Source organism: Allobacillus sp. SKP2-8, from assembly GCF_007559355.1.
Taxonomy (GTDB): Bacteria; Bacillota; Bacilli; order Bacillales; family Alkalibacillaceae; genus Allobacillus; species Allobacillus halotolerans.
This window is the reverse complement of record NZ_VMHF01000015.1, coordinates 1-26,237: the sequence shown is the minus strand read 5'-3', so window position 1 is coordinate 26,237 and position 26,237 is coordinate 1. Positions and strand designations below refer to the sequence as shown.

27 protein-coding genes and 7 tRNA genes are annotated in these 26,237 nt (G+C 39.5%); 8 read left to right on the top strand and 26 right to left on the bottom strand.

Annotation, left to right across the window (positions count from 1 at the left end):
• Positions 1-28: 28 nt before the first annotated feature.
• From FPQ10_RS10565 to FPQ10_RS10555, 3 genes are all read right to left on the bottom strand, one after another.
• On the bottom strand, positions 29-235 hold the full coding sequence (locus FPQ10_RS10565; protein ID WP_144163475.1) for a zinc ribbon domain-containing protein: 207 nt from the start codon (positions 233-235) through the stop codon (positions 29-31).
• A gap of 22 nt (positions 236-257) precedes the next feature.
• Positions 258-959, bottom strand: coding sequence for a CBS domain-containing protein (locus tag FPQ10_RS10560; protein WP_144163474.1), 702 nt, complete (start codon positions 957-959; stop codon positions 258-260).
• A 133-nt stretch (positions 960-1,092) separates the two neighbouring features.
• Positions 1,093-1,665, bottom strand: a complete 573-nt coding sequence (locus FPQ10_RS10555) for a thioredoxin family protein (protein WP_144163473.1) — start codon at positions 1,663-1,665, stop codon at positions 1,093-1,095.
• A gap of 172 nt (positions 1,666-1,837) precedes the next feature.
• Between FPQ10_RS10555 and FPQ10_RS10550 the strand changes: the two genes are divergently transcribed.
• Together FPQ10_RS10550 and guaC are read left to right on the top strand one after the other, a co-directional pair.
• The gene (locus FPQ10_RS10550; protein WP_144163472.1) at positions 1,838-3,097 is read left to right on the top strand and encodes an MFS transporter; all 1,260 of its coding nucleotides are present in this window, start codon (positions 1,838-1,840) and stop codon (positions 3,095-3,097) included.
• 173 nt (positions 3,098-3,270) lie between these two features.
• Positions 3,271-4,245 (top strand): GMP reductase, encoded by a 975-nt coding sequence (gene guaC, locus FPQ10_RS10545; protein WP_144163471.1) that lies wholly within the window; start codon positions 3,271-3,273, stop codon positions 4,243-4,245.
• 105 nt (positions 4,246-4,350) lie between these two features.
• Here the strand turns inward: guaC and FPQ10_RS13125 are convergent, their stop codons facing one another.
• From FPQ10_RS13125 to FPQ10_RS10535, 3 genes are all read right to left on the bottom strand, one after another.
• Positions 4,351-4,521 carry a hypothetical protein gene (locus FPQ10_RS13125; protein ID WP_186278652.1) on the bottom strand — a complete coding sequence of 57 codons (171 nt, stop codon included), beginning with the start codon at positions 4,519-4,521 and terminating at the stop codon, positions 4,351-4,353.
• 77 nt (positions 4,522-4,598) lie between these two features.
• Positions 4,599-5,294, bottom strand: coding sequence for a DUF2306 domain-containing protein (locus FPQ10_RS10540; protein WP_255439887.1), 696 nt, complete (start codon positions 5,292-5,294; stop codon positions 4,599-4,601).
• A 139-nt stretch (positions 5,295-5,433) separates the two neighbouring features.
• Positions 5,434-6,306 carry a putative RNA methyltransferase gene (locus FPQ10_RS10535; protein WP_144163470.1) on the bottom strand — a complete coding sequence of 291 codons (873 nt, stop codon included), beginning with the start codon at positions 6,304-6,306 and terminating at the stop codon, positions 5,434-5,436.
• A 289-nt stretch (positions 6,307-6,595) separates the two neighbouring features.
• Here FPQ10_RS10535 and FPQ10_RS10530 point away from each other — a divergent pair, with 289 nt between their 5' ends.
• Positions 6,596-7,021, top strand: coding sequence for a DUF2935 domain-containing protein (locus tag FPQ10_RS10530; protein ID WP_144163469.1), 426 nt, complete (start codon positions 6,596-6,598; stop codon positions 7,019-7,021).
• A 127-nt stretch (positions 7,022-7,148) separates the two neighbouring features.
• Here the strand turns inward: FPQ10_RS10530 and asnB are convergent, their stop codons facing one another.
• From asnB to FPQ10_RS13540, 3 genes are all read right to left on the bottom strand, one after another.
• A complete protein-coding gene (asnB, locus tag FPQ10_RS10525) occupies positions 7,149-8,978 on the bottom strand; it encodes an asparagine synthase (glutamine-hydrolyzing) (protein ID WP_144163468.1) in 1,830 nt (609 codons plus the stop codon).
• A 486-nt stretch (positions 8,979-9,464) separates the two neighbouring features.
• Positions 9,465-9,698 carry an SUMF1/EgtB/PvdO family nonheme iron enzyme gene (locus tag FPQ10_RS13545; RefSeq protein WP_370512043.1) on the bottom strand — a complete coding sequence of 78 codons (234 nt, stop codon included), beginning with the start codon at positions 9,696-9,698 and terminating at the stop codon, positions 9,465-9,467.
• Positions 9,695-10,498, bottom strand: a complete 804-nt coding sequence (locus tag FPQ10_RS13540) for an SUMF1/EgtB/PvdO family nonheme iron enzyme (RefSeq protein WP_370512042.1) — start codon at positions 10,496-10,498, stop codon at positions 9,695-9,697. Before FPQ10_RS13540 ends, FPQ10_RS13545 begins: the two co-directional genes overlap by 4 nt.
• Positions 10,499-10,727: 229 nt before the next feature.
• On the opposite strand from FPQ10_RS13540, the gene FPQ10_RS10515 reads away from it, so the two are divergent.
• Positions 10,728-11,219: a hypothetical protein gene (locus FPQ10_RS10515; RefSeq protein WP_144163467.1), complete on the top strand. Its 492-nt coding sequence runs from the start codon at positions 10,728-10,730 to the stop codon at positions 11,217-11,219.
• Between the two features lie 86 nt (positions 11,220-11,305).
• Here FPQ10_RS10515 and FPQ10_RS10510 read toward each other — a convergent pair whose 3' ends face one another.
• Positions 11,306-12,733: a sodium:solute symporter family protein gene (locus FPQ10_RS10510; RefSeq protein WP_144163466.1), complete on the bottom strand. Its 1,428-nt coding sequence runs from the start codon at positions 12,731-12,733 to the stop codon at positions 11,306-11,308.
• A gap of 338 nt (positions 12,734-13,071) precedes the next feature.
• Between FPQ10_RS10510 and FPQ10_RS10505 the strand changes: the two genes are divergently transcribed.
• Together FPQ10_RS10505 and FPQ10_RS10500 are read left to right on the top strand one after the other, a co-directional pair.
• Positions 13,072-13,284 (top strand): helix-turn-helix transcriptional regulator, encoded by a 213-nt coding sequence (locus tag FPQ10_RS10505; protein WP_144163465.1) that lies wholly within the window; start codon positions 13,072-13,074, stop codon positions 13,282-13,284.
• Positions 13,277-13,669 (top strand): DUF2178 domain-containing protein, encoded by a 393-nt coding sequence (locus FPQ10_RS10500; protein ID WP_144163464.1) that lies wholly within the window; start codon positions 13,277-13,279, stop codon positions 13,667-13,669. The genes FPQ10_RS10505 and FPQ10_RS10500 overlap by 8 nt, the downstream gene beginning before the upstream one ends.
• A gap of 157 nt (positions 13,670-13,826) precedes the next feature.
• On the opposite strand, the gene FPQ10_RS10495 is transcribed toward FPQ10_RS10500, so the two are convergent.
• Positions 13,827-14,429, bottom strand: coding sequence for a CadD family cadmium resistance transporter (locus FPQ10_RS10495; RefSeq protein WP_255439902.1), 603 nt, complete (start codon positions 14,427-14,429; stop codon positions 13,827-13,829).
• A 395-nt stretch (positions 14,430-14,824) separates the two neighbouring features.
• On the opposite strand from FPQ10_RS10495, the gene FPQ10_RS10490 reads away from it, so the two are divergent.
• A complete protein-coding gene (locus FPQ10_RS10490) occupies positions 14,825-15,361 on the top strand; it encodes a DUF3990 domain-containing protein (protein ID WP_144163463.1) in 537 nt (178 codons plus the stop codon).
• Entirely contained in the window at positions 15,362-15,691 is a 330-nt protein-coding gene (locus FPQ10_RS10485) for a hypothetical protein (protein WP_144163462.1), read from the top strand. It abuts the gene before it with no gap.
• Between the two features lie 396 nt (positions 15,692-16,087).
• Here the strand turns inward: FPQ10_RS10485 and FPQ10_RS13535 are convergent, their stop codons facing one another.
• The 15 genes from FPQ10_RS13535 to FPQ10_RS10410 all read right to left on the bottom strand — a co-directional run bounded on the left by FPQ10_RS13535 (position 16,088) and on the right by FPQ10_RS10410 (position 26,003).
• Positions 16,088-16,219: a hypothetical protein gene (locus FPQ10_RS13535; RefSeq protein WP_144163461.1), complete on the bottom strand. Its 132-nt coding sequence runs from the start codon at positions 16,217-16,219 to the stop codon at positions 16,088-16,090.
• 437 nt (positions 16,220-16,656) lie between these two features.
• Positions 16,657-18,459 (bottom strand): glutamine--fructose-6-phosphate transaminase (isomerizing), encoded by a 1,803-nt coding sequence (glmS, locus tag FPQ10_RS10475; RefSeq protein ID WP_144163460.1) that lies wholly within the window; start codon positions 18,457-18,459, stop codon positions 16,657-16,659.
• A gap of 384 nt (positions 18,460-18,843) precedes the next feature.
• Positions 18,844-20,190, bottom strand: a complete 1,347-nt coding sequence (gene glmM, locus FPQ10_RS10470; protein WP_144163459.1) for a phosphoglucosamine mutase — start codon at positions 20,188-20,190, stop codon at positions 18,844-18,846.
• 22 nt (positions 20,191-20,212) lie between these two features.
• Entirely contained in the window at positions 20,213-21,454 is a 1,242-nt protein-coding gene (locus tag FPQ10_RS10465; RefSeq protein WP_144163458.1) for a CdaR family protein, read from the bottom strand.
• Positions 21,447-22,268: a diadenylate cyclase CdaA gene (gene cdaA / locus FPQ10_RS10460; protein ID WP_144163457.1), complete on the bottom strand. Its 822-nt coding sequence runs from the start codon at positions 22,266-22,268 to the stop codon at positions 21,447-21,449. The genes FPQ10_RS10465 and cdaA overlap by 8 nt, the downstream gene beginning before the upstream one ends.
• Positions 22,269-22,431: 163 nt before the next feature.
• Positions 22,432-23,046 carry a zf-HC2 domain-containing protein gene (locus FPQ10_RS10455; protein ID WP_144163456.1) on the bottom strand — a complete coding sequence of 205 codons (615 nt, stop codon included), beginning with the start codon at positions 23,044-23,046 and terminating at the stop codon, positions 22,432-22,434.
• 4 nt (positions 23,047-23,050) lie between these two features.
• Positions 23,051-23,629 (bottom strand): RNA polymerase sigma factor SigW, encoded by a 579-nt coding sequence (sigW, locus tag FPQ10_RS10450; RefSeq protein WP_144163455.1) that lies wholly within the window; start codon positions 23,627-23,629, stop codon positions 23,051-23,053.
• Positions 23,630-23,807: 178 nt separating this feature from the next.
• The gene (gene rocF / locus FPQ10_RS10445) at positions 23,808-24,707 is read right to left on the bottom strand and encodes an arginase (RefSeq protein WP_144163454.1); all 900 of its coding nucleotides are present in this window, start codon (positions 24,705-24,707) and stop codon (positions 23,808-23,810) included.
• Positions 24,708-25,435: 728 nt separating this feature from the next.
• Positions 25,436-25,507, bottom strand: a tRNA-Gln gene (locus FPQ10_RS10440).
• Between the two features lie 6 nt (positions 25,508-25,513).
• Positions 25,514-25,595, bottom strand: a tRNA-Tyr gene (locus FPQ10_RS10435).
• An 8-nt stretch (positions 25,596-25,603) separates the two neighbouring features.
• Positions 25,604-25,679: transfer RNA gene (locus FPQ10_RS10430), tRNA-Thr, on the bottom strand.
• Between the two features lie 5 nt (positions 25,680-25,684).
• A tRNA-Val gene (locus FPQ10_RS10425) sits at positions 25,685-25,760 on the bottom strand.
• A gap of 7 nt (positions 25,761-25,767) precedes the next feature.
• Positions 25,768-25,839: transfer RNA gene (locus tag FPQ10_RS10420), tRNA-Glu, on the bottom strand.
• A 14-nt stretch (positions 25,840-25,853) separates the two neighbouring features.
• Positions 25,854-25,926: transfer RNA gene (locus FPQ10_RS10415), tRNA-Thr, on the bottom strand.
• 2 nt (positions 25,927-25,928) lie between these two features.
• Positions 25,929-26,003: transfer RNA gene (locus FPQ10_RS10410), tRNA-Asn, on the bottom strand.
• Between the last annotated feature and the right edge of the window lie 234 nt (positions 26,004-26,237).

Below are 26,237 nucleotides of genomic sequence, written 5' to 3'. Positions count from 1 at the left end.
CCGATGATACCATTTTTTAATCTAAATCTTATCCGCCGAAAAATAAATCAATGACATTCCCAGCCGTTGAAGTGCTTCGATTGTACAGCTCTGAATATCCACAGTTTTTGCAGTAAACCACTTGAAACTTATTATGTTGGACATCAAATAACTTTGAGAACCCCGAACCGCTTGTGGCAATTTCTTTGGTACCCGCATCTTTACTTCCGCATTTCATACACCCTTCTGAATTCATTCAAAATCCCCTCCCTCAGTGTTTATTGTATTCGCAAGAAATCCCATCTTGTCATAATACCTAATAAACCTTCGTCTTCTTCACCATTTTCAGTGATCAGTAAAGCATCAATTTTTGTTCCTCTTTCCAAATTGTCTTTGAAAATCTCCTTTGCATCGTAGATAGACATTTCCCGGTCGATGAACTGGTAATTTTGTTGTTCTTCTTCATATGAAATAACTTGATGCAACTCGGTTTCGACGAGTGAAATAATGTCATCTTTCACATTCTTTGATAACCAGTTTGTAATTCCGCTTTCTGAAAGAAGACCGATAAATTCCTCATCTTTATAGACAGGAAACTGCGTAATTGCTTGCTCACGAATGATTTGTAACATTTTTGCCAATGAATCTTCCGCTTGAAATATAATGACCTCTTTTTGGAAAGTCGGAAACACTTTTCGCGGGTGAATGATTTCCTCTTCAATCATTTTAATTTTTTCAACGGTCGAATCATGCGGTTCTGCAATGGTAAATGCAGGGTTTGTAGAATTATGTACAATCGCATTACGCAAGTCCGCAAACTCACGCAGATCATTCTCATAACGTTTTACAACGGCATTCTTTTTCGATGCCTCCCTTACCATAAAACTGAACGTTTGATATTCATCACTTCCCACCTGCGTCCGCAATGCTTTTTCAATTCGATTAAATGCTGCTAAGTAGCGATCGGAATTATCCGGCATCCTTCCACCTCTCCTTTACATCATATCTCTATTATCTTTCGAGATTTGTCCTGAAATATCCTACTTGCCTTGGAGTTAAATTAATTATACAAAAAAAGCTACCGCCCCATAACGATAGCTTCTTATGCTGCCATTATTCAATTTCTCCTTTGGCATCCAACACCAATAAGGTTCCTTTAACGTTTTCATATACATAATGCCAAAGCTCTGACTCTTCTTTATATCTTCGGGTCAATTCTTGAATCATTTCCTTTTGCTTTTCTTTGAAATCAGGATCCTCTTTGTCCGGAAGACTCTTTTGAAAGTCATCAACAATCTGTTGAACTTCTGGAGCTCGTGGCCCCCATTCGCCGACCAACTCACCTTGATCATTCAAAATTAACACAATCGGAATCGAACGTGAACCATTGGTTAAGTGACGGTCAATCAGATCCGTATCTTCATCACGTAAAACAACACGCGTCTCTTTACCAGCTGCTTCAGCCAGTTTACGAATAACCGGATTGATCATCATCGCATCACCACACCAATCTTCCGTGATGACCAAAAAATGCACCGGAAAATCCTTTAACTGTTCAGCAAAGCCATCATTCGGAAGCTCAAATTTTTCATAAACTTGAAAGCTCTCTTCTTTGAGTTTACTCATCTGATCCATATATTCCTGAATCGTTTGGCCTTCTTCAAAGTATTGCTGCTCTGTTTTCATCACACTCAACCTCTTTCTGTCATTAATCTCGCTAATTCCAGTATGACGGATGCTGTATAAAGTAAGCAACAAGTTGGCTCATATCTTTTGGTAATTTTTTCTGAATATTGTTTCTAATTTATTGAAATTAAGATACATTAGAAATAACAAGTTAATCAAGGGGGAGTGCGGATTGGGTAAGTACACGAAAGCAGAAAAAAGCTGGATGAAGTATGACATCGCAAATTCAGCCTACTTTGTCGTCATTACAACGGCTATTTTTCCGATCTATTATAAATCAGTTGCGAGTGAAGCAGGAGTAAGTGCCGCCAACTCAACGGCTTATTTAGGTTATACCATATCGATTGCAACCTTTATTCTAGCCATGCTCGGACCTATTCTCGGTTCGTTTGCGGATTTTAAAAATATGAAACGAAAATTTTTCTTATTCTTTTTCTTGCTTGGATCGCTTTCAACCATCGGTTTAGTGCTTGTGCCGAATGACCAGTGGCTTCTTTTATTATTTATCTATACGCTGTCAGCAATCGGCGCAAGAGGGGCTAATTTATTTTACGATGCGTATTTGGTCGATGTTACCGAGCGAGATCATATGGATGACTTATCTGCCAAAGGATTTGCCCTCGGTTACATAGGCAGTGTCATTCCATTCATCCTTTCTATTTCCATCATTATTTCAAGTCAGATGGAAATGCTTCCACTTTCCGTTGGAAGCGCAAGTAAGATTGCATTTTTGATCACCGGAGTTTGGTGGATTTTATTCACCATTCCATTATTAAAAAATGTTCGACAAAAACATTGGATTGAACGCAAGCCACGCATTGTCAGAAACAGCTTTAAAGAATTGAAAAAAACTTTTTTAGAAATTAAACAACATAAAGGAATCTTGCTTTTCTTGATTGCATACTTCTTCTATATCGATGGCGTCGGAACAATTATATCGATGTCAACGGCATACGGAACAGATGTCGGTTTAGGTGCAACAGATTTGATTATTGCCTTACTCGCTGTACAAATTGTTGCGGCCCCTTTTGCATTGCTCTTCGGTCGTCTTGCCCGTAAATACGGCGCAAAACAAATGATTTACACCGGTATTATCATTTATATCTTCGTCTGTTTTTACGCGATCTTCCTTGATACGGTCGTTGATTTTTGGATCTTGGCGATGCTTGTAGCCTCTGCTCAAGGCGGCATTCAAGCGCTCAGCCGGTCTTTTTTCGCACAAATGGTACCAAAAGAAAAATCGAATTCTTTTTTCGGGTTCTACAATGTATTTGGACGTTTTGCAGCGGTCTCTGGGCCAATCCTTGTAGGAGCCATGTCTCAGCTAACAGGCAATTCATCTTTCGGCGTCTTCAGCTTAATCATTTTGTTCATAATCGGATTTGTCATCCTTTTGTTTGTTCCGAATCCGCAAAAACAGCATACTGCTTAACGAAAAACCATGCAGGCGAACGGATCTGCATGGTTTTTTGCATGTGCAAACATAAGTTATTCATTACATCCGAACTTCGCTATTGACTTTCTTTACAAAATCAAGTAAATTACCTGTGGGCGAACAAATTAAATAAAATATAAAAAAATGTTCGTTTTTAAAGGAGAATTGAGATGAATAACGTATTTGATTATGAAGATATTCAATTGATTCCAAAACGATGCGTTGTCAGTAGCCGTTCGGAATGTGACACATCCATCAAATTGGGAGAGCATACGTTCAAGCTACCGGTTGTTCCTGCCAACATGCAGACGACAATGGATGAAAAAATTGCCAATTACCTTGCGGAGAATCAATATTTTTATGTCATGCACCGTTTTGAACCTGAAACACGTCAGGCCTTTATTGAAAATATGCATAAAAAAGGATTGATCGCTTCCATCAGTGTTGGCGTCAAAGAAGAAGAGTACGACTTTGTCCAACAACTGAAAGATAAGCAATTGATTCCTGACTATATTACAATCGATATCGCACATGGACATTCAGATGCGGTCATCAATATGATTAAACATATTAAAAACCATTTACCATCGACTTTCGTCATCGCAGGAAACGTCGGGACGCCAGATGCTGTCCGTGATTTAGAAGAAGCTGGTGCAGATGCTACGAAGGCTGGAATCGGTCCAGGCAAAGCCTGTATCACGAAACTGAAAACAGGTTTTGGCACAGGCGGCTGGCAACTAGCAGCGGTAAAATGGTGTGCTGAAGCTGCAACGAAGCCAATCATCGCAGACGGCGGAATCCGTTCGTATGGAGATATTGCTAAATCGATTCGTTTCGGCGCATCGATGGTCATGATCGGATCCATTTTTGCAGGTCACGAAGAGTCTCCTGGAAAAACGGTTGAAGTCGACGGAAAGCTCTATAAAGAGTATTTCGGTTCCGCTTCAGAGTTCCAGAAAGGCGAAAAGAAAAACGTTGAAGGTAAGAAATTGCTTGTCGAATATAAAGGAAAGCTTGCCGATACGTTAAAAGAAATGGAACAAGATCTACAGTCATCCATTTCCTACGCTGGCGGCAAAACACTCGACGCCATTCGTCAAACAGATTATGTCGTCGTCAAAAACACGATTTTTAATGGTGATTGATTTTCGTTAGCTTGACCAAAAACTGTTCATTATAGTTTGTAATTCATGAATCTCGAACTGTATGTAACCTGCATTCCTTTTGGAGTGCAGGTTTATTTTATATTTTTAAGATGACGTCAACGTGTCTTCTACATTAATTTGTGAAGCTTCTACATTAAATTGTAATTCTTCAACATTCATAGGCGCTGGTTCAACATTAATCCGTACTTCTTCAACATTAATTCGAATGACTTCAACATTAATTGCCAAAGCTTCAACAGTTATATTTTCGTTCACAAAAAATAAGCACCGACCGATGTCAGTACTCATTAATGTCCTAGTCTATTTATGATTATTCATCTAACTTAGAATGGCTACTGTCGTGAATTTCCTGCAAACTTTTGACCATAATGTCTCGAAAACAAAATAATCATCGGAGTAAAAATAATTGTCGGCAAAAACCAGATCAACAGGCTCACGGATTCCACTTGTAATAGACGTGGTGCACCAAATACGACAAAAGCTGTAATCGCTGCGATCGAGCTAGCGAGCATTCCGCTAATATGCTCAACAACCCAATGAAATCGGATTTTTGGCACGGGTATCCAATAAATGAATTGTGCCCCACCAAGGAACAATCCGATTATCGGAAAATATTGAAGTAACGGAAACTCGACACTCCAACCATAAACCATAATCGCGAAACTCGAAGTCAGTAACGCTAGTGTGAATGTTAGATCGATTGACTGGCGATGTGCCCCTTTTCTTCTCTTGAACCTCAACACACGCAAACCATACCACACGGATGCGCCGCTTAAAATAGCAATATAGATTAAAAACCATGAAAAAGAACGCGTTTCCGCCTCAATAGGCGGCGTTGATAAAAGTCGATAACATCCCATATAAATAGCTGAAAACGATATAATAGTCATTGAAACAACAAAAATCCAGCCTGACTTTCGATGAAGTTTGTTGCCTTTCTTTGTTAGAATAGGAACCCACAAAACTAGAATCGCTGTAAACCCTGCAATCACATGGATCCAAAGAACAAATTGAAAAAGAATCGCCACTCAATGACCTTCTTTCTGTCGGATTTTTCAAATAATTTATTATAGAATATCATACTTTTGAATGGATTTGAGGTTAAAGAAACAAAAAATACAGCTAGGCTCAACCGCCCAACTGTATATCTACGTCGTCATTAGTAACCTAACGATCTTTACGCCTGCCCACTAAAACATCTAGGTCAACAGTAATCTTGTCGGAAGTGTCTTCAATAAAATGATCGATCTTTTCTTGCTCTGCATGCCATGCTAATGGCGCCATTTTTGTTAAATGAGCGCGTTCTTCAGAAGAAAGTTCTACTCGATCCGTTATAGATATTTCATCCACCACATAAAAATGTTCTCTGAAAAGCGATGTTATTTTTTCATTGTCGTAAGCTTGTTCATTCTTTTTTCCTAACGCTTCACGAAGCTCTGCAAGGTACCCAGCACGTGGCACAACTTTAACCACCAGGCCATCATCTTGTAAGACACGTTTAAATTCTTGGTAATTGGCAGGTGAAAGAATGTTCATGATTACAGCTACTGACTGATCATTAAGAGGCAAGTTAGCCAAATCAGCAACAAACCACATCTGATCCTTATATTTTCCTGCAGCCATCTTGACGCCTTCTTTGGAAATATCAATCCCGATACCGGCATTGAAGCGTTCCTTTTCTCCTTCCATTACCTTACCTAAATGCGAGCCTTCCCCGCATCCCGCGTCCAATAGAATTTGATTACTACGCCCCGCTAAATGATCCGCTATGACTTCGGAGATTTTATGATGTAATAATTGATAAAGGTTCGTTTGTGTAATGATCTCACGCCTTGAATTGAAGAGCTTTTTGTCGTATTGACTGTCACTCGGCTGATTCAATAAATTCACATAACCTTGTTTCGCAAGATCAAATGCATGGTTATTCTGGCAGACTAATTTGCTGAATTCAACAACACGAACGGATTGCTGACATAAAGGGCACCGTAATTTTTGCTCATAACCTTGTATTAATTTCGCCATTTTTTCTTTACTAGACATCTCTATTGCTTCCTTTCAGTAACTACACTGACTGTTGTTTTTTATTATACGGAAAGATATGCATTGATTCCATTTTAGTGTTCAATTAACGGGTGGCGAATGCTTAACTAAGTATTCGCCTTTTTCGTAAAGGATCGGTTTGTAATTCTGAGGCTGATAAAGTAAGAAAAGAATTCCCAACATGCTAGAAATATTTGAATATGATGTAGGTAGTTTTTTTAAAGAGTTCTTATTTAATATGCTTTGAATATATATGAAATGACGATTCAAAATGATGGAGGGTTGATGAATGCAATATTATTATGGCAACCAGATGCCGTTACGTGTTCTTGACGAGGCTGAGTTTTGGAAGCACCAAGAAGAGGAACATACCGTTGTTATTAGAGAGCTTGTAGGAAATCTTGAACAGCAATATGTAAATGCATTAAAGGAATGGGAACTGGAATTTAAAAATACACACCACCGAGTCATAAGGTTTATTGAAACAGTAAACCGTTCAAATGGACAAGTTTCACAGGCTCTCTATCATGATACAATGCAGCTTCTGTCTTTTTGCCTACAGCAGAGCCAACAGTTTATTAACTTTTGCCATACAATCATGGAAGAAAGCCAACCGATTAGCACCAATCCAACAGCCAAAGTTGTGTTGAACCATATTATTGTTGAATCAGAATATTTTATCGGAGTTGCTCAAACGATTTTATACCAGCAATAAGCGTTGAACGCTGTGTCTTAACGGGAAAAAGATAGTCAGCCGATCATAACTTTGTAGAAAAAATTAGATTGTTGATGAATTCGCACATGAAAAAAGACCGGGCGCTTGTCCCGGTCTATTAAAGAAACTAACTCAACATCTCACTTAAAGGTTCCTCCTCTTTTTCTTCGTGTTCCATTGCTTGCTCATGCCATATAATAAATACCAATATTGCCCAAATTTTTCTTGAATAATCGATTTTACCTTCTCGATGAGCCTCTAATAGACCTAAGGCATAGTCTTTGTTAAATAAATCGTCGACTTTACTTTCTTCAATCAGTTGCTTTGCCCAATCAAAGAGTTCATTTTTGAGCCAATAGCGAATGGGAACTGGGAATCCCAACTTACGATTGTAAAGCACGGAATCAGGAACAATCCCACGGACCGCTTCTCGCATCGCATACTTGGTTGTTTCCTTCGTCACACATTGTTCGGGTGTTAATTTAGATGCGACGTTAAATACTTCCAAGTCCATAAAAGGTGAACGAATTTCTAACCCATGCGCCGCCGTCATCCGATTCGCTTTTAAGAGAATGTCGCCACGAACCCATGTGTGCAAATCGATATACTGCATCTTTTGAACATCTGGATAATGAGTGACTTCTTTGTATAAAGGTGCAGTAATGTTTCTGTGGTCGTATTCCGCATGATAGTTCCTCAGGAGCATCGCTTTTTCAGACTCACCGAAAAGTTTGGCATTCCCTATAAAACGGTCTTCCAGCGGTGTTGTTCCTCGGTCGATGAAACTCTTACCTTTCGTACCTTCTGGTAACTTGCTCGCCAGCTGATTCAATGTTGCATGCATAGATTTAGGTACATATTGGAACATCTTTAACGAGCTCGGTTCACGATAAATGTTGTAACCACCAAATAATTCATCTGCCCCTTCACCGGACAGAATCACATCAACATGCTTCTTCGCTTCCCTAGAAATAAAATATAATGGAATGGCTGCTGGGTCGGCTAGTGGCGTCTCCATTTCTTCAATAATCTTTGGTAGCTCTGAGACAAATTCATCGATACCGACAACGTAATGATGGTTATCGACACCTAGTTGAGCCGCTGTTTCCTTGGCAATATCAATCTCGCTATAGCCTTCCCGCTCAAATCCAACCGTAAATGTTTGGATCGTCGGATGAATTTCCTTTGCCAACGCTACAACTGCACTAGAATCAACCCCACCGGATAAAAACGCACCAATTTTTCGATCTGTCTGTAGGTGAGCGTGAACAGAATCTCTCAATGTGTCCCTTATTTCTTTCAACGGTGCACCAGTTGCTTGTTCATTTGGTTGAAAGTTCGGTTTCCAATAAGTAGTGATGTTCATTGGTTCATTTGGTTTCTTTGTAAAGTAATGACCTGGCTCGAGTCGCTTGATTCCTTGCTTCATCACCTGAGGTTCAGGTACATACTGATAGGTTAAGTAATGATGGAGTCCTTCTTCATTCAATTCGCATGTCTCGCTATCCACAAGGTACTTCACCTCTCCTGCGACGGATAAACCCGATTCGCTTTCTGTATAAAAAAACGGCTTAATCCCAAATCGATCACGCGCGCCAAATAACTCCCTTTCTACTTTGTCCCAAATCAACAGACTAAACATACCACGTAACTGCGTTAGCATTTTCTCCTTTTCTTCCTGATACAAGTTTAGTAAAACTTCCGTCGTTGATGTGGTCGCAAAAGAATAACCACTGTCTTCTAGCCTAGTTTGAAGTTCCTTTTTATTATAAATTGCTCCAATAAACACAATGCAATAGCGTTCATTCTCGTAGATTCTTTCTTGTGGGGTAACCTCATTCGACAATTGAACATAGCCTAGGAAAATAGATTCATCTCTATAATGAAATTCATCTTCCATTTTGTTCAGGTTTTCAATAGCAGGATAATTGTATAAAAATCCATGAAACTTAGTCATTTTATACCCTCTTTTCTTAGAATGATCTTTTTATAATGCATTCCATTTACCAGTACCTAGGTTTAGACAGAGATTACTTCCTATTGGTGTCTATATAACGAAAGTTTTTGTACATAAGATTCAGAAAAGTAAAATTTATATAAAAAAGACTGACTTTCGATGAAAAGCCAGTCTTTTTTATATTTCATTAACTTTGTTTAAATCTTTTTACTTGCTGAGGGTTTTAATTTAAAAAGAATTGGATTTTGTAAAGGTATGGCTGACACCCCCCTAGTTTCACACATCATCTGCTAATCGGATGCCACTGAACTGCCAACGCATATGTGGAAAGAAGAAGTTTCGATAGGTTGACCGAATGTGCGTCCGTGGAATGACACAAGAGCCACCTCGCAAAACCATCTGATTAGCCATGAACTTGGCATTGTACTCTCCGAGAGCGCCTTCTAAAGGTTTCGTTCGTGGATAAGGAACATATGGACTTTGTGTTCACTCCCAAACGTCGCCATATGCTTTCATGAACTTCTCTTCCGAATACTCCGAATGAGGCTGATAATGTCCGTCTTCCATAAATTGGCCATCCATCGGCTGGTTGCTCATCACAAATTCCCATTCCTGCTCTGTTGGCAATCGTTTACCTGCCCATCTCGCAAAAGCATCCGCTTCATAGAAGCTCACATGACTCACAGGTGCATGTGGGTCGATTTCTTGTAAGCCACTCAATGTGAAGAGATACCATTTATCGTCTTTTTGTTGCCAATAAGCAGGGCTCTTCCATCCTTCTTTTTCCACCCGTCAGACAGCCAATATTTTGGACTCTCGTATCCGCCATCCCCGATGAATTTGATGTATTCACCGTTTGTCACTGGCCGATTTGCCAGCTTGAAAGGATATAAATAGGTTTTATGTCTTGGACGTTCATTGTCAAAAGAGAAACCTTCTTCGTTATGGCCCACTTCAACGAGGCCACCTTCAAAAGAATGAAACGCTAATTCTGGTGCTTCCTGTTGTTTTTGTGGAACCTCTTCCTTCTTAAAAACAGGATACAAGGGATTGAAAGAAAAGTTGTATTTGATATCCATTAAAATTAATTCTTGATGTTGCTGTTCATGATGCAAACCGATCTCAATAAGGTCTCGTAGATCACTATCAAACTCTTTTTCTTTCAATAACTCTACAACACGCTCATCAACAAATTCTCTATATTCCATTGTTTCTTCAACGGTCGGTCGTGAAATCAATCCTCGTCTAGACTGAGGATGAGGGGTACCCACTGTTTCGTAATATGAATTAAACAGATAGAGGAAGACCGAGTTAAAATGCTCATAATCTTGGATGTAGTCTTCTAAAATGAACTTTTCAAAAAACCAAGTCGTATGGGACAAGTGCCATTTTGTCGGACTGACATGGGTGGCGGCTTGGAGAATAAAATCCTCCGTCTCTAAGTTCGAAACTAATTGTTTAGTTTTCGACCGCACTTCTTGAAAGCTTTGAATCATTTTTTCTTTGTTATCCAACCGCATATTTTCACTTCCTTTTCCATAAAACTGGTGGTTTTATTGTTCTCTTAATATTCAGTTTAACAGACCTACCTTTTCGATTGCGACTTTTAAGGGGTTGGGAAGCACAGCCGAATGAGCTGTTAATAAATGAAAACACTTGTTATAATTCTATTACACAGAGTCTCTATGAATGATATTTAAGGATTGAGCTCAGTCCGTTATAAACATATAGAAAAGATAGGCGGTATACGTGACAAAACGACAAATACACAAAGGAAGTACTCCACGCCATAAACGAATGAATCGGTCCCGCAGATTAGAAGCCGCTAAATATTGGATTCCCAAGTATGAAGGGAATAATCTTGTTTCTGGTTACAGCAAGCATTTTGGAGTTGATAAAAAATGTGCAGTGAACGAATTGGAAATACTAGGATATCCAGTAAAAAGCAGTTATAAGACAGAATTAAAGAATGCAGACCACCAAAAAAAGTATGAGAATAAAAAACGAAAGAAATTGAAACGAGAGGAACAGATCGAGGAGAAATTATTAGAAAATAGCAATGAAAGGTTTGCATTTATTGCTGGGTATACTTCCGGAGGAGTACCTTTTGGGGTAACGTGGGAGGAGTGGAATAAGCTAGAAACAACAAAAAAATATGATCTTGAAAAAAGTGAAAAAAACAAAAAAACGGTAAAACACAATAATCATTATTATATGGATGATGATGAATTGCCATTTTAATAGGTATAAAGAAAAAATTAAGGCAAGACCATGAAAATGGTCAAGCCCTATTGAATCAGTATATAACCTCAATTAAATCTTCTCTCTTAAGAAATAACTTCTTGATGCGTGTTATTTTTGGTAAAAAGCGTAACAATCAATAAAATTGCTATGGATAAAGGCAAGCCTATAAATACAGGATGCAAACCGAAAGGATGTCCTAAAACTTGCCAAATGACTGCAGCAATAAGACCGCCCCACATAGATGCGATTCCTGCAACCTTCGTTACTCTTTTCCAAAACAATCCAAACATAACGGGTGCTAATAAACCGGAAACGGACATCGCTGTCCCCGTTACCATCAGATTCACTAATCCTGGAATCGCCAAAGCAGCAACAAGTGCGATCACAGACACAATCAAAACGGAAATCTTACTGTAAGCTAACATTTTTTTGTTATCAAAGTGTTTTACGTTCGGTCTGATCAAATCATTTGCAATCGATGATGAACCTGCAATAAAAAAGGAATCTGCGCTTGATATGACCGTCGCCAATAATACAACAATCATGACGACGACAAGTGGGAATGGAAATAACTCCCCAACAACCCCATAATAAATAAGTGCTGGATCAACATTTTCTATACCTAACCCAAAACGGCTAAAGACACCAATCGCTACAACGAGTGCAGCTAATGAAATCGCAATAATCATAGAAATCCAATAACCATTCCTCGCCGTCTTGATATTCTTTGCTGCCCAAACACGTTGCCATAGGTCTTGTCGAATAAATTGATAGACACCTAGTGTCAGTAGATAAACAAAGATCTCGCTTGCTTCGATATTGAATATACCGACCATATTCACTTGATTGACAGAATTGGCATTTTTGACGATTAAATCCCAGCCTCCCGCAGCGACTACTACGACAACAAACAAGGCGACTATGCCTAACGTTTGGATGGTTCCATGGAAGATATCCTGCCAAATAACGGCCTTCAATCCGCCCAAGTAAGTCTTTAACGTTAAAATAAACCACCCTAGGATAATCCCGAACGTTATATCAAGTCCAATAATCAGGTTCAAGATAGTTGCAATCGCCACAAACTGCATACCCGTCATCGCACAATAGGAAAATAATACACTAATCACAGTTGGAATCCGCGCCTTCTCGCCATAACGCAAAGCTGTGTAATCACCCAATGTGACCATGTTATGTACTTCACCTAGATGCCTAACCCGCTTCAGCAAAAAAGATGCGAAAATAATGATGGAAAATAGCATCGTGATATTGATCCACTGCTCACCCATCCCCAAGCGGTAACCATTCTCCATATAACCTAATAACGTCGATCCACCAACGCCCGTTCCGATAAACGTCAGCATAATCGGGAATAAACCGACTGATCTCCCAGCAACATTAAAATCTTCGTATGTTTTCGTTTTTCGACTCATGTATAGGGCCAATGCAAATAAAATAATAAAGTAAACGAAAACAGTTACAGCTAAAACCGTTTGTTCCTCTCCGTTGAACATTCAGACACCCCTTCATTCAATGATGTAGCGATAGATTCCTAGATTATCAGAAAGCGTTATCATTTGTAAGAACTCTCTACAGCAATCTATGCTAGCTCACTCTTTTTTAAAGAATCACTTATATAAGGGTAACTTATTTTTATAAGATTTTGCACCTATTTTTAAGAACCCATTTGTGTATTACCTTTGGTAGTGGTTGGATTCACTATGATGGTTATTTTAGTATTGAAGTATTTTATAGTTTTACGTGTAAAACATGTTTTACACTCCCTCTCCCCTGTATTAACATACAACCTGTAAAATTTTTTTTACGCCTTGTAAATGTGGAGGCAACAGAATTGGAGAATAAAATTAAAGAGTATAGAGAAAAAAACAGTCTTTCACAGGGTAAATTGGCGGAACTATGCAATGTAAGTAGACAAACGATTAACGCTATCGAAAATAATAAATATGACCCGAGTTTGCAATTAGCATTTGATATCGCAAAGACACTCGATGTAGCCATGGAAGATTTATTTAACTCACATAATGGAGGAAAGAGACATGGATAAAACTAAAAAAATTATCGCTATCTTAGCCTTTGTTGTTTTTCTGACCATCGGAGGAACGACCTTATACAAATGGCTATATTATGGAACGATTGATTCCGCTGGTATATTCTTCAGTTTTTTAGCTTTAAGCTATTTTTTTAACTGGTTGAACTGGGGCGATCACGAAGGTAGAGGTGAGAAGGATGAATTAGATCGGCATATTGAAACCCAAAGTGCCAAAATCGGTTATTATGTTTTAATGATCCTATCTGGTTTAATACTATTTATTTCTGAAGGCACAGGCAGGCTCAACGAAATTGACAATTATCCACTCGTCATAGTGGTAGGTCTTACTTTCGTTACAATTCCGATTACAAAGTTTATCTATTCAAAGAAGTTTAAATAACAGGGTGATACACAGCTTACTTCTCAATCTTCACATGGACTCGGTTCTAAGCAAACTTTAAGGAAGTAGAATTTATGGCAAGTGAATGGGAACCAAGGCTTTGAAGCCCTTATTGCTGACCTCTCTACTTCGGAAGGCTCAAAAAACTTCCTTGAATTTAATTCAGGAAAGATAACAATGTTTGAACGGTTTTATTTTCATAAATAATTAAGACACCTACTCCTATATAAACGATTGCTATAATCCACCTGCTGAATTTTTCAATAACTTCTCCAACACCTGGAATATTCGAAAGGAGTCCAGCAGAAAACACAACCACAAAAATCAGTATAAAAAAGACAATTAACGTCGTTATAAGTTCATTTACTTCCAATGTGATAAAGTAAGGTGTGAATAATCCGATATTATCGGCACCACAAGTGGCGATCACCACGACAGTTACGGTTCTTACTAATTGGCCTAGTCCTTTCTGATCCATCTGTTTTTCTGCTGCAGCTCCCTCGTCATCACCAAAAAACGCTACTTTAAGACCGAAATAGATAGGAACCAAACCTAATAAACCAAGGATCCATTTATCAGGAACGAAACCTAATACATAGGCTAAAAATAGACTAATGACAATTAACGTTGAGGAACCAATAAATTGACCAATATATATCTGCCTTCGTTGCTTTTTAGTCTCAGCTTTCGCGAAAAAGATCAGTAATATAGCGATTAAATCGAATGCAGTTGCCGTATAAATAATTGCTGCCCTAACAATAACCTAAACCATAAATACTACCGCCCTCAGAGCAAATTATAGATCCCTAATAGTATTCGTCACATTCCCAAAATACATCCTTGTCACACATTATATAGAGAGCGGCAGAATCTTTCTTGACCTACACCGAGGTGTATGCACGCTCGAGCTTATAACTGGGTTGACGAGCTCATTTTGATGCATCTGTGATCATGTCCAATTTGATTGAGTGCTGAAATAAAAAACCTCCGCAAATCCCCGTTGATTCATTGGCATAATAATGCTTAACCTTTTTTGCGTTTAGTCATCGAATCCGTAATTTTGCTTGCATGATGCCACTAAATAAGGGGCACGGTGGACAAACAATTTTGTTCTACTAAAACTACATGGTATAATTGAAGAAAAAGGATAAGTATATGTTAAAAAGTAATGAGTATGACTACAGTAACTTTCCAAACACTTTTTACCATGGTACTACAACAGAACATGTTCAATCGATTTTAACAAGTATAGACGTAACCAAGGGAAGAGAATTTGTTGACTTTGGTAGAGGTTTTTATTTAACTTCGGACTATAATCAAGCATACCGACAGGCCAAAAGAAAAGCTAATAAACCCTACAAAGATGCAATAGTGCAACTCGAATTAGATCGCCACAGACTTTTCAAAGAATATAATGGTCTAATATTTGATACTATGAACGAAGACTGGGCTGAATTTATTTACATGGCTCGATCAAAGAAAGTTAAAAATACTTCAGATTATGACTTTGTGTATGGACCAGTTGCTGATGGAAAAATATTCCGTTTAATTGATTTGCTTGATAATGATAGGATTGAATTGAAGGCATTTCTCGAGGGAATTTCCCAATATAGCAGTTATAAACAGTTGTCCATTCATAATCAAGGCATTGTTGCATATAATATATTATCAGATATTAGGGTGGTGAAATGAATGAATAAAAAAAAGCTATCATACGAAGAGTTAATTGAAGTCTTAGAAAACGAAGAAAAAAAAGAACTTCCAACTTTAAGAAAAGCTACACTTGATATATTGATTAAAGAGTACAACGTAAATAACACGGTAGCATCGCGCTTAATAAAAAATAGGCCTTTAATAAATAAAATGATGGAAGACCCTAATTGGGCGGAACATATGGGGCCAGATTATTGGGCTCAATATCTTTACAGAAATTTAAGAAAACACTTGCGCCCATCAAAAATATCCCTGAAAAACTCCAAAAATATTCCTAGAAAGAAAGGAATCAAAGCAACTAAAGTATAGACACCTCTGACAAAGGTAGAGGTGCCTCTCTTACATATAAATTTTATTTGTGCAATAAATATACTTTTTATTTAATTTTATTAATCTTCTATATACTCCTTCAGTTCCTCTTTAAATTCTTACCGGATATTAGACCTACGCTAGACTTTCCACGGCTTGACGACCACAACATTTTGTTCCATGTCTGCAAGAATAGTTTTAACTCTTCTAATCTGAAATGATTGATCTATTCAGTGACAGCGTTAATAAATCCAACTGTTTGAGGTAGCTTATTCTCGTGTTTTTCTATCATTGAAACAGTACCCACTCCCTGCATCAGCCTTTTACAACTGACACGTCTCCACGGCCTTTGATTCAAGACCCATAAGCTTCTTGTGATTTCTTGTCTCGCTGTTCCTAGTCAGAGGGATAACCTGCTAGTCTAATCGATTGTTTTATTGGCGAGTGATTATCCAACCATTCTCTGTAGTGTCTGTACAAGGATATATAAGTAGAAGCGTTTTTCTTTCTCAGGGTCGTCTTTGACAAATCTGGATAATCTTAATCTCCGACCTCTCACACCATCGTACGTACGGTTCAGTATATGGTGGTTCAATTTTATGTTATGCATGTAATTTCATATAGTGTTGTACACGGGAGATTAGCTGAACCGGGCCAATCTTTTATTTGTGATAATAATAGTAAGAATCCACGAATAAGCGATGCGGACTGCACCCTTACTCGTATAGCTATTCATGAAGGCATTATATTTGCTCATACCCAGTATGCCAAGGGATGAAGGGGTTCAGATGAAGCGGGATGGAACACAAAAAAACTGACATCGTCTGTTACAACGACATCAGCTCTTCCTGTTTTCCTGCTCTATTCCTGATCTTATTTGCAACTCTCTACTCTCTTCTGGTAAGTTTGAATTTCAAAAATAAATTTGAGTTTTAGGGAGACAAGTAATGCTCCCAAGATCTTTCCTACTCCACCGTCACACTCTTCGCCAAATTCCTCGGCTTATCAACATCACAGTCACGATGCAATGCTGCATAATAAGCCATTAACTGAAGTGGCAAGACACTAACGAGTGGGGCAAGTAACGGATGAACATCCTGAATGATGACATCATCTTCTGCTCGCTCTAATCCTTCTCTCGTCACCATGCACACATTCGCACCGCGGGCTTCTACTTCTTGAACATTGCTGCGAATCAAGTTGTTCACATGTTCTTGGGTAGATAATGCGATGACTGGTGTGCCTTCTTCGATTAAGGCAATGGTTCCGTGTTTCAGTTCTCCTCCAGCAAATCCTTCTGCTTGGATATAAGAGATTTCTTTTAGCTTTAGTGCTCCTTCTAGGGCTACGTGATAGTCCATTCCGCGGCCGATAAAGAAACAATTTCGTGTAGTGTACAAATATTGATACGCAATTTTTTCGAATCGATCTTTTTGGTCGCATAAAGCTTCCATCGCATTTCCGACGATGGCTAATTCTTTCAATGGATCGAAGTCTAATTTCAAATCTTTGGCTTGTGCTGTATCTACCGCAAGTATCGTCAAAACAGCCAATTGAGCCGTATAAGCTTTTGTAGAAGCTACAGCAATCTCAGGGCCTGCGTGCAAGTGTAGTGTGTGTGTTGCTTCACGAGAAAGGGTAGAGCCTGGAACATTCGTTATCGTAATCGATGGGTGTCCCGTTTTCTTGATTTCCACTAATACAGCACGTAGGTCAGCTGTTTCTCCGCTTTGTGAGATGAAAATAAACAATGGCTTTTTAGACAGCAATGGCATGTTGTATGAAAATTCACTGGCAATATGCACTTCAGTTGGCACTTCTGCTACTATTTCAAGTAATTCTTTGCCGATCAATCCTGCATGGTAACTTGTTCCCGCGGCGATAATATAGACACGATCGCAATCTTTCATCGCATTGCGAACACCTTCATCCAATTTAATTTGATCGGACTCATTCTGATATTCTTGAATGATTTTCCGCATGACAAAAGGTTGTTCGTCAATTTCCTTTAACATGAAATGTGGATACGTTCCTTTTTCGATATCATCTACATTCATGTCAACTTCAAATGATTCGCGTTCCACCTCTGTACCATCAAGTTGTTGAATCGTCACTTGATCTTTTTGAACAAGGACAATTTCATCATCCATCAACTCGACAAATTGATCTGTCACTTGCAGCATCGCCATTGAGTCACTGGAAACAACATTGAATCCTTCTCCTCTTCCAACAAGGAGTGGGCTTTTATTTTTTGCAACAAAAATTGTTTCCTCATCTTGTTGATCCAATAGTGCAATGGCGTAAGAGCCTTCCAATAAGTAGATTGTTTTCCGAAAAGCATCCATCGTTGAACCTGTTTCTTTGGCAAACTGCTCCACTAGTTGAACGATGACTTCTGTATCTGTTTCACTGACAAATTCGACATCAGTTAAATATTCGCTTTTCAATTCATGATTGTTTTCAATAACCCCATTATGAACGAGTGTATAACGTCCTGACTGGCTCATATGTGGGTGAGCATTTGTTTCATTCGGTTGGCCATGTGTCGCCCACCGTGTGTGTCCAATTCCAACGGTTGCTTCCGTATTTTCATCTACCGCTTCACGTAACGTAGCAATACGGCCTTTGACTTTGAAAAGTTTGAGATCTTGGGCTGATTGAACAGCAATCCCAGCTGAATCATACCCTCGATATTCAAGTTTCTCTAAGCCATTCAATAATATTCCCTTTGCATCATTTTCACCGATATATCCAACAATTCCGCACATATTTTTTACCTCCAATGGAAAGAGGCAAACAAATATCCTTTGATGTGGGGCATTCGTTTGCCCCTTTCTCGTGTTTGTTATGTCCATCTTGTCTGTGGCTTTGTACATGAAGTCACCTTCATGCTTTAACCACAAAACATAGCAGTTGAGATGGGCAACCGGGAGGCATCCGCCGAAAACATCGATAAACCTCCTCCTCGTCAACTATCTTCTTTACCGAACAGAAAATAGTCCAGGCGCTTTACATGTTACTGTTTCTTCTATCCTCCTTGCTTTTTCCAAATAAGTCTAACGTTATCATTTTAAAGACATTTAACCGATTCGTCAACAAAAAATGAAAAGGGAGTATAGCATTTTTAACCCTACACTCCCTTTTATCTTATGTTATTTTAAGCCAAACGTTTTCTCGATTGCTTCTACCACTTGATCGACTGCTTTTTCACACTCTTCTTTCGTTGGTGCTTCCGCCATCACACGAACGACAGGCTCAGTGCCAGAAGGGCGGACAAGTACTCGACCTTTATCGCCAAGCGCTTCTTCAACGCGGTCAATCTCTTCTTGAATGACGTTACTCGTCAGTACTTCGTTTTTATCCAATACGCGAACATTTTTCAAAACCTGTGGGAAAATTTCAATCTCACTAGCCAACTCGGATAGTGGTTTTTCTTTTTCGACCATGACATTGATCAATTGCAAGCCGGATAGCATGCCATCGCCAGTCGTATTATGATCCAAGAATATAAGATGGCCTGATTGTTCCCCACCGAAGTTATGGCCCTGCTTGACCATTTCTTCCATTACATAACGGTCGCCTACAGCTGTTTTATCCGATGTAATGCCGACTTCATCGAAGGCACGGTATAGACCAATATTACTCATGATTGTCGTTACAACTGTATCATTTTTCAACTGACCTTTTTCTTTCAGATGTTTCCCACAAATGTACATGATTCGGTCGCCATCAATAATATTCCCTTTTTCATCAACAGCGATCAATCGGTCGCCATCTCCGTCAAAAGCAAGACCGATATCTGCACCCTCATCGAGTACGGCCTTCTGTAAGTTTTCCGGGCTCGTTGACCCGTAACCATCATTGATATTCAGGCCATTCGGCGCTGCACCAATGGATTGGATATTCGCTTCAAGGTCGCCGAATAAGTGGGAGGCAATCCATGAAGTAGCTCCGTGCGCACAGTCTAGTACAACTTTAACATCATCAAAGTCAACATCAACCGTGTCTTTCAAATGCTGAATATATTTCTGAGCACCTTCAAAATAATCGATGATTTGACCGACATCACCAGCAACAGGACGTTCGAGGTCATCTTCTCCATCAATTAATCGTTCAATAGCCTCTTCATTTTCATCACTTAATTTATATCCACTTGCTCCAAAGAACTTAATTCCATTGTCTTCTACCGGATTATGCGAAGCAGAGATCATGACTCCTGCTTGTGCTCCGGAAGCTTTTGTTAAATAAGCAACTCCTGGTGTAGAGATGACGCCTAAGCGCATGACGTCTACGCCTGCTGATAGGATTCCAGCAATCAGTGCACTCTCAAGCATTTCACCTGAAATTCGTGTATCTTTCCCTACTAAAATACGCGGTTTCTCTGTTGCATCCTTCGTTAATATATAAGCTCCATAACGACCTAACTTAAAGGCTAGTTCTGGTGTTAATTCTTTGTTTGCTACTCCTCTTACTCCATCCGTACCAAAATACTTTCCCATATTGTTCACTCCTTCATCTGAACTATCGTTCGATTTGAATGCGTATACGCTCTTCTTCTGTACGTAAACGTGTGTTTTCAGGTCCTTTTAGTTCTATTTCTGCAAATACTTCACCTTCGACATACTCACTGACGTCAATCGAAGCTCGTACATCTTTTCGTTTCAAATGATCTAGGTCTTCTTTCGTACCAATCGCCGTGATATCAATAACTGGCTCTTCACGATCAACGAATGTAATCGTAGCGTCTTCTGGTGCATTCTCAATCTCGATTTCCACGTCTTCGAATACTTTTTCTTTGGCTTCAGAAACGTTAATTTCAACTTCCACGGTTTCTGGCTCAATTTTTGCTGTATCGGAAGGTTTTGGAACATCCATTTCAATGGTTGTCGATTCGGTAATTTCAGATAGGTCTATTTCCAATGGATCTAATGCACTTATTTGATCTAATCGCTCTTCTTTTGCATGAAGCGTTGCTGAGACTGGTTGAACATTAATCGACTCCAAGACCAAGCTATCATCCAATTCTCCGATTTTTTCATATTGGATTGGATAACGACGATCACGTACGGACACATCCGCCTGTACTGAAGCAGTCGTTGGGGTCACAAATACATTCAGTTCATTTCCTTGGTTATCATATACGCGAATCGGAATATTCGTGACTTCCCCATCATTCTCTAACTCATTAAAATTGATTAAAGCTCGTACGGTTGCGATTTTGTCTACTTCCGATTCAGATCCCGTCACTTCGACTTCCTTTGGCTCAATTGTCGGCTCTTCAGCAAACACTTCCGTAATATCGGCATCCCCTTGACCGATATACTCTTTTTCTAATGGAAAGGTCGCCGTTGCTCTTTCTTCCAAAATGACCTCTACTGTCTCCGGTTCAATGTAAACCGTTAACTGATTCGACAGTCCATTATGTTGCAGGTTGACATTATGTACACCTGCTTCATATTCATTCAAATCAATATAAACATCAAAGTCCCGTTGTCTCGCTGTCTGCATGACAACGCTTTTAGGTCCTTCTATTGATAGATCAACCGTTTCTGGAACCCCTCGTACAACATATTGTTCGTCATCCATCGATACTTGTAGAGGGATATCGTTGATAGTTGTGACATCTGTTGAAGATGAGGGTAAAAGCGTATTACTTGGTGCCTGTGAATTTGCTTCATCAATTGCTACGGTAATGTATAATAAGATTGCTAAAAACAACGAAACAACTCTTGTAAACCATGGGCTTTTCAACCATTTATCCATTTGATTTCCCCCTCCAGTTCCATGACTTGGATGTTGAGGAGTCTTCCAATACGTTCAGTTCTTTCATGAGGATTTTACGTAATTTTTCTTCATCCAATTGGCGATGAAGCTCGCCATTTTTTGAGCACGAAATATGACCCGTCTCTTCAGATACAATAATCGTTAACGCGTCGGTCACTTCGCTTATCCCCATCGCCGCTCTGTGTCTTGTACCTAATTCTTTTGAGATGAAAGGACTTTCACTTAATGGTAAATAACACGCAGCAGCGACGATTTCATCATCTCGAATAACGACAGCTCCATCGTGTAGTGGAGCATTTGGGATAAATATATTGGTAAGCAGTTCACTCGTCAGCTTCCCACCTACTGGAATCCCCGTTTCAATATAATCATTCAAACCCGTTTCGCGCTCAATCGACATTAATGCGCCGATCCGTCTCTTGCTCATATAATTACAGGATTTAATAATTGCATCGATTGATTCTTGAATCGTTTTCTCCTCTGATTGCGAATATCGAGAAAACAAACTACCTCTTCCCAGTTGTTCCAATGCTCGTCGGATTTCTGGTTGAAATAAGATAATTACTGCTAAGAAACCCCAATCAATCGCTTGGTAGACTAACCATTGCACGGTTTGGAGTTCGAAAAATGAACTCAATAACCAAATGGCCAAAATGACAAATATCCCTTGTAATAATTGCACCGCTTTCGTTCCACGAATCACGGAAAATAATTTATAGATAACGAACCAAACGAGGGCAATGTCCACAACGATTCGCAAAATATCGAGGAGGTTAAACTCTTCCCAACTCATGCCCACACTTCCTTCATTAATATCAGTTTACCGTTCTCTCAAATGTACCCTTTATTATAGCATAACTATCCCCCTCATTTACATTTTCCGTTAGAAGAAATATGAAAACGTCCAATTTCTCCTCACAAAGAAGATGGACGTTTTCATAAATTCACTGCATATTTCATTGGTAGATAAATTGCTGGAAAAACTCAGTGACTTCCCGTGAAAGGCGCATTGATGCCCATTTAAAGAAACGATTCACCTGTACGATTTCTCCGCTGATGTTACTGTTCGTCTGCGCAAGTTCGCTATTGACCAATGTTAAATTTCCGTTTACATGTCCTTGAATTTCAACAATTGCATTTTCAATCGTCAAATCTCCATGAATCACTTTGCCTTCTGGTACAATCACTCGATTCCCTTCGACCTGAATGCCTTCATAATTTGAAACATACACATTTTGATCTGATTGGAATTCGATGAAAGCTGACGTCATTAACATAACCAAAAACATGGCACAAGCTGTAATGAAAGGATGCTCCTTGATCGTTTTGGCAAATTTCTTTGGTTTTGATTCCTTCGGCAAACGGTTGATGATGTCCTGTTTAAAAGTTGAAGGTTGGGAGATGGCAGGTGCGTTTTTTAACTGTTTTTCCACATTGTTTAGTTCTCTAAAATGCAGTAAACAATTCTCGCAATTCATCAGATGGTTTTTAAACGTTAGCTCTTCATTGTAACTCATTTCTTGATCGATATATTGATGAATTTTTTCTTGATATCCATGCGTGCAAGCCATCTCGTCACTGACCTCCCTTCGCTCGTCCGTGCATTAACTCTCGAAGCGCTTCTCTTCCTCGGTGTAACTGGGTTTTAATCGTTCCTATTGGTAAATCAAGCACTTCCGATATTTCTTTTATCGATAATTCGTCCATATAACGTAATACGAGTACAACACGATATTTACTTGGCAACTGCAACAAGTATTGCTGCATTTCATCCTGATTTTCTTTTTGTTCAATTGTCTCTTCCGGTGTTTCAGATGTATTTTTTACGTGATCTAAATACGTGATATTTTCACCGACAGCAATTGGTTGATCTAGTATGTACAAAGGCTTTTTCTTACGCATCCAATCCACTGCTGTATTCGTCGCTATTCGATATATCCACGGTGAGAATTTTTGCTTGTTTTTAAACGTATGAATTTTGGTATAAGCTTTGACAAAGGCTTCCTGGGTTACTTCCTCAGCGTCATGAAAGCTACCTAATAATCGGTAACAATGCTGGTAAATCCGCCTTTCATAAGCATCGATGATTACCCCGAAAGCATCCTTATTACCCTTCTTCACCTGTTTGATGATTTGATTGATTTCATTTTCCATAAACATGACCTCTGTTCGCCACTTTGGCTAGCTAATAGTAGTACGTTTGACTGATCATTGAGGTTTCATTTGTTTTAAAGTTCTATTTAATCGTTCAGATTTGAAAAACTGGCGTGAAGACACGTAATATTAAAAGAACTACCTGCTTAATGTCAGGTAGTCTCTAACTCGAAATAAATTATATATATCGTTCACCTAATAACGATCCAATTAGTTCAACCGTTCGCTTAGCTGTTTGATTTTTTTCATCCAATAATGGGTTCACTTCAACGAACTCTACAGAAACGATTTTTTCAGACTCATTCAGCAATCTTAATGCATAATGAGATTCTCTTACGGATAACCCACCTTCAACCGGTGTTCCAGTTCCAGGAACGTAAATCGGGTCTAAAGAATCTACATCGAAGCTCAAATGAATTCCGTCTGTTCGGGCTGCTAAATAGTTAAGAGATTCTTCAATAACGGATTCAATACCCTGTTGTTCGACTTCATGTGCTGTGTAGACTTTGATCCCTTTCTCTTTAATCAATTCCCTTTCACCAGAATCGATTGATCGAGCACCAATAATAATCACATTTTCAGGTTTAATCTTTGGTTTGTTTTGTAAAATTGAAGTCAACTTTTCATGTCCCATACCTAAATTGACAGCAAGGGACATCCCATGGATATTTCCTGAAGGTGAAGTTTCCTCTGTGTTAAAATCCGCATGAGCGTCATACCAAATAACACCTAGATTTTCATAATGCTTTTGCACCCCAGCAATTGTTCCGATGGCCATACTGTGATCGCCACCCAATAGGAGTGGAAACTGACCCTCTTGGATCATCTCTGAAACTTTATTGGCCGTCAGTTCACTAGCAGCTGCGACTTCATTTAAATTTTTTAAATTTGTTGCTTGATCTATTTGATTTGCTTCTTCATTTTTTATCTGTACATTACCATAATCCTGATAACTTGCATTCAAATTTTGTAACACAGTATATAAACCTGCATGTCTAATGGCATCAGGACCCAAATCGGCACCTTTATTCGGTTGACCGATTGTGATTGGTACGCCTAATATTCCAAACTTATTCATTCGAGAATGCCTCCTCTTGCTGCAATCATTCTAAACATATTATTAGTTTGGTTCAACTGCACAAAATATTGAATATTTATTCAAGGAGTTGTGGATTGTTTGATGTGGAACTCCTTCTGTTAAAAGAATAGCTAGTACTAATCTGAAGTTTAATGAATTTCTGAGTTGAAGGGAGTTAGGAGTGCTTGTCAAACACGGAAGAAGCTATTTTGGCTCGCCTTCCGGTGTTGAGAGCGCCTATCAAACACGGAAGAAACTCTTTCTCTTCGTCTTCCGGTGTTGAGAGCGCCTATCAAACACGGAAGAAGCTATTTTGGCTCGCCTTCCGGTGTTGAGAGCGCCTATCAAGCACGGAAGAAGCTATTTTGGCTCGCCTTCCGGTGTTGAGAGCGCCTATCAAGCACGGAAGAAGCTAGTTTGGCTCGTCTTCCGGTGTTGAGAGCGCCTATCAAGCACGGAAGGAGCTAGTTTCATTCGCCTTCCGGTGTTGAGAGCGCTTATCAAGCACGGAAGGAGCTAGTTTGGCTCGCCTTCCGGTGTTGAGAGCGCCTATCAAACACGGAAAAATCTATTTTCATTCGCTTTCCGGTATTGAGAGCGTTTGTCCACGAGCAAAACTCTCCTACCAACAAGGAATTCAATCGTTGATAGCAACCTATACGCACTGTCGAAACAAAAAAGTGCTACGCAGCCAAATTAATGACTAAGTAGCACTTTTTCATATGATACTGGGCTACCAGGATTCGAACCTGGGAATGACGAGACCAAAACCCGTTGCCTTACCGCTTGGCTATAGCCCAATAAAATGGAGGGGGAGAGATTCGAACTCCCGAACCCTGAGGGAGCGGATTTACAGTCCGCCGCGTTTAGCCACTTCGCTACCCCTCCGTCTAAAATGGTGCCGGCCAGAGGACTTGAACCCCCAACCTACTGATTACAAGTCAGTTGCTCTACCAGTTGAGCTAGGCCGGCATAAATGGTGGAGGATGCAGGACTTGAACCTGCGACCCCCTGCTTGTAAGGCAGGTGCTCTCCCAGCTGAGCTAATCCTCCGATTATATGACCCGTACGGGATTCGAACCCGTGTTACCGCCGTGAAAGGGCGGTGTCTTAACCACTTGACCAACGGGCCATGTTCTACATAAAAGCTTCCTGCCGGACTTGAACCGGCGACCTCATCCTTACCATGGATGCGCTCTACCGACTGAGCTAAGGAAGCAATGGCTCCAGCGGCAGGATTCGAACCTGCGACCAATTGGTTAACAGCCAACTGCTCTACCACTGAGCTACGCTGGAATTTAATAAGAGAAATTTATATGACACACACTTTATTCAACCTACTCAGTGCTTGTCTTGCTTCCTAGCTTCCAATTATACAAAAAAATAAAATATAAATCCAATTATATTTTATTCAATCATCTATAAAGATGACATTCAGTGACTTGCTATGTATATTGCCCGGCAACGTCCTACTCTTGCAGGGGAAAAACCCCAACTACCATCGGCGCTAGAGAGCTTAACTTCTGTGTT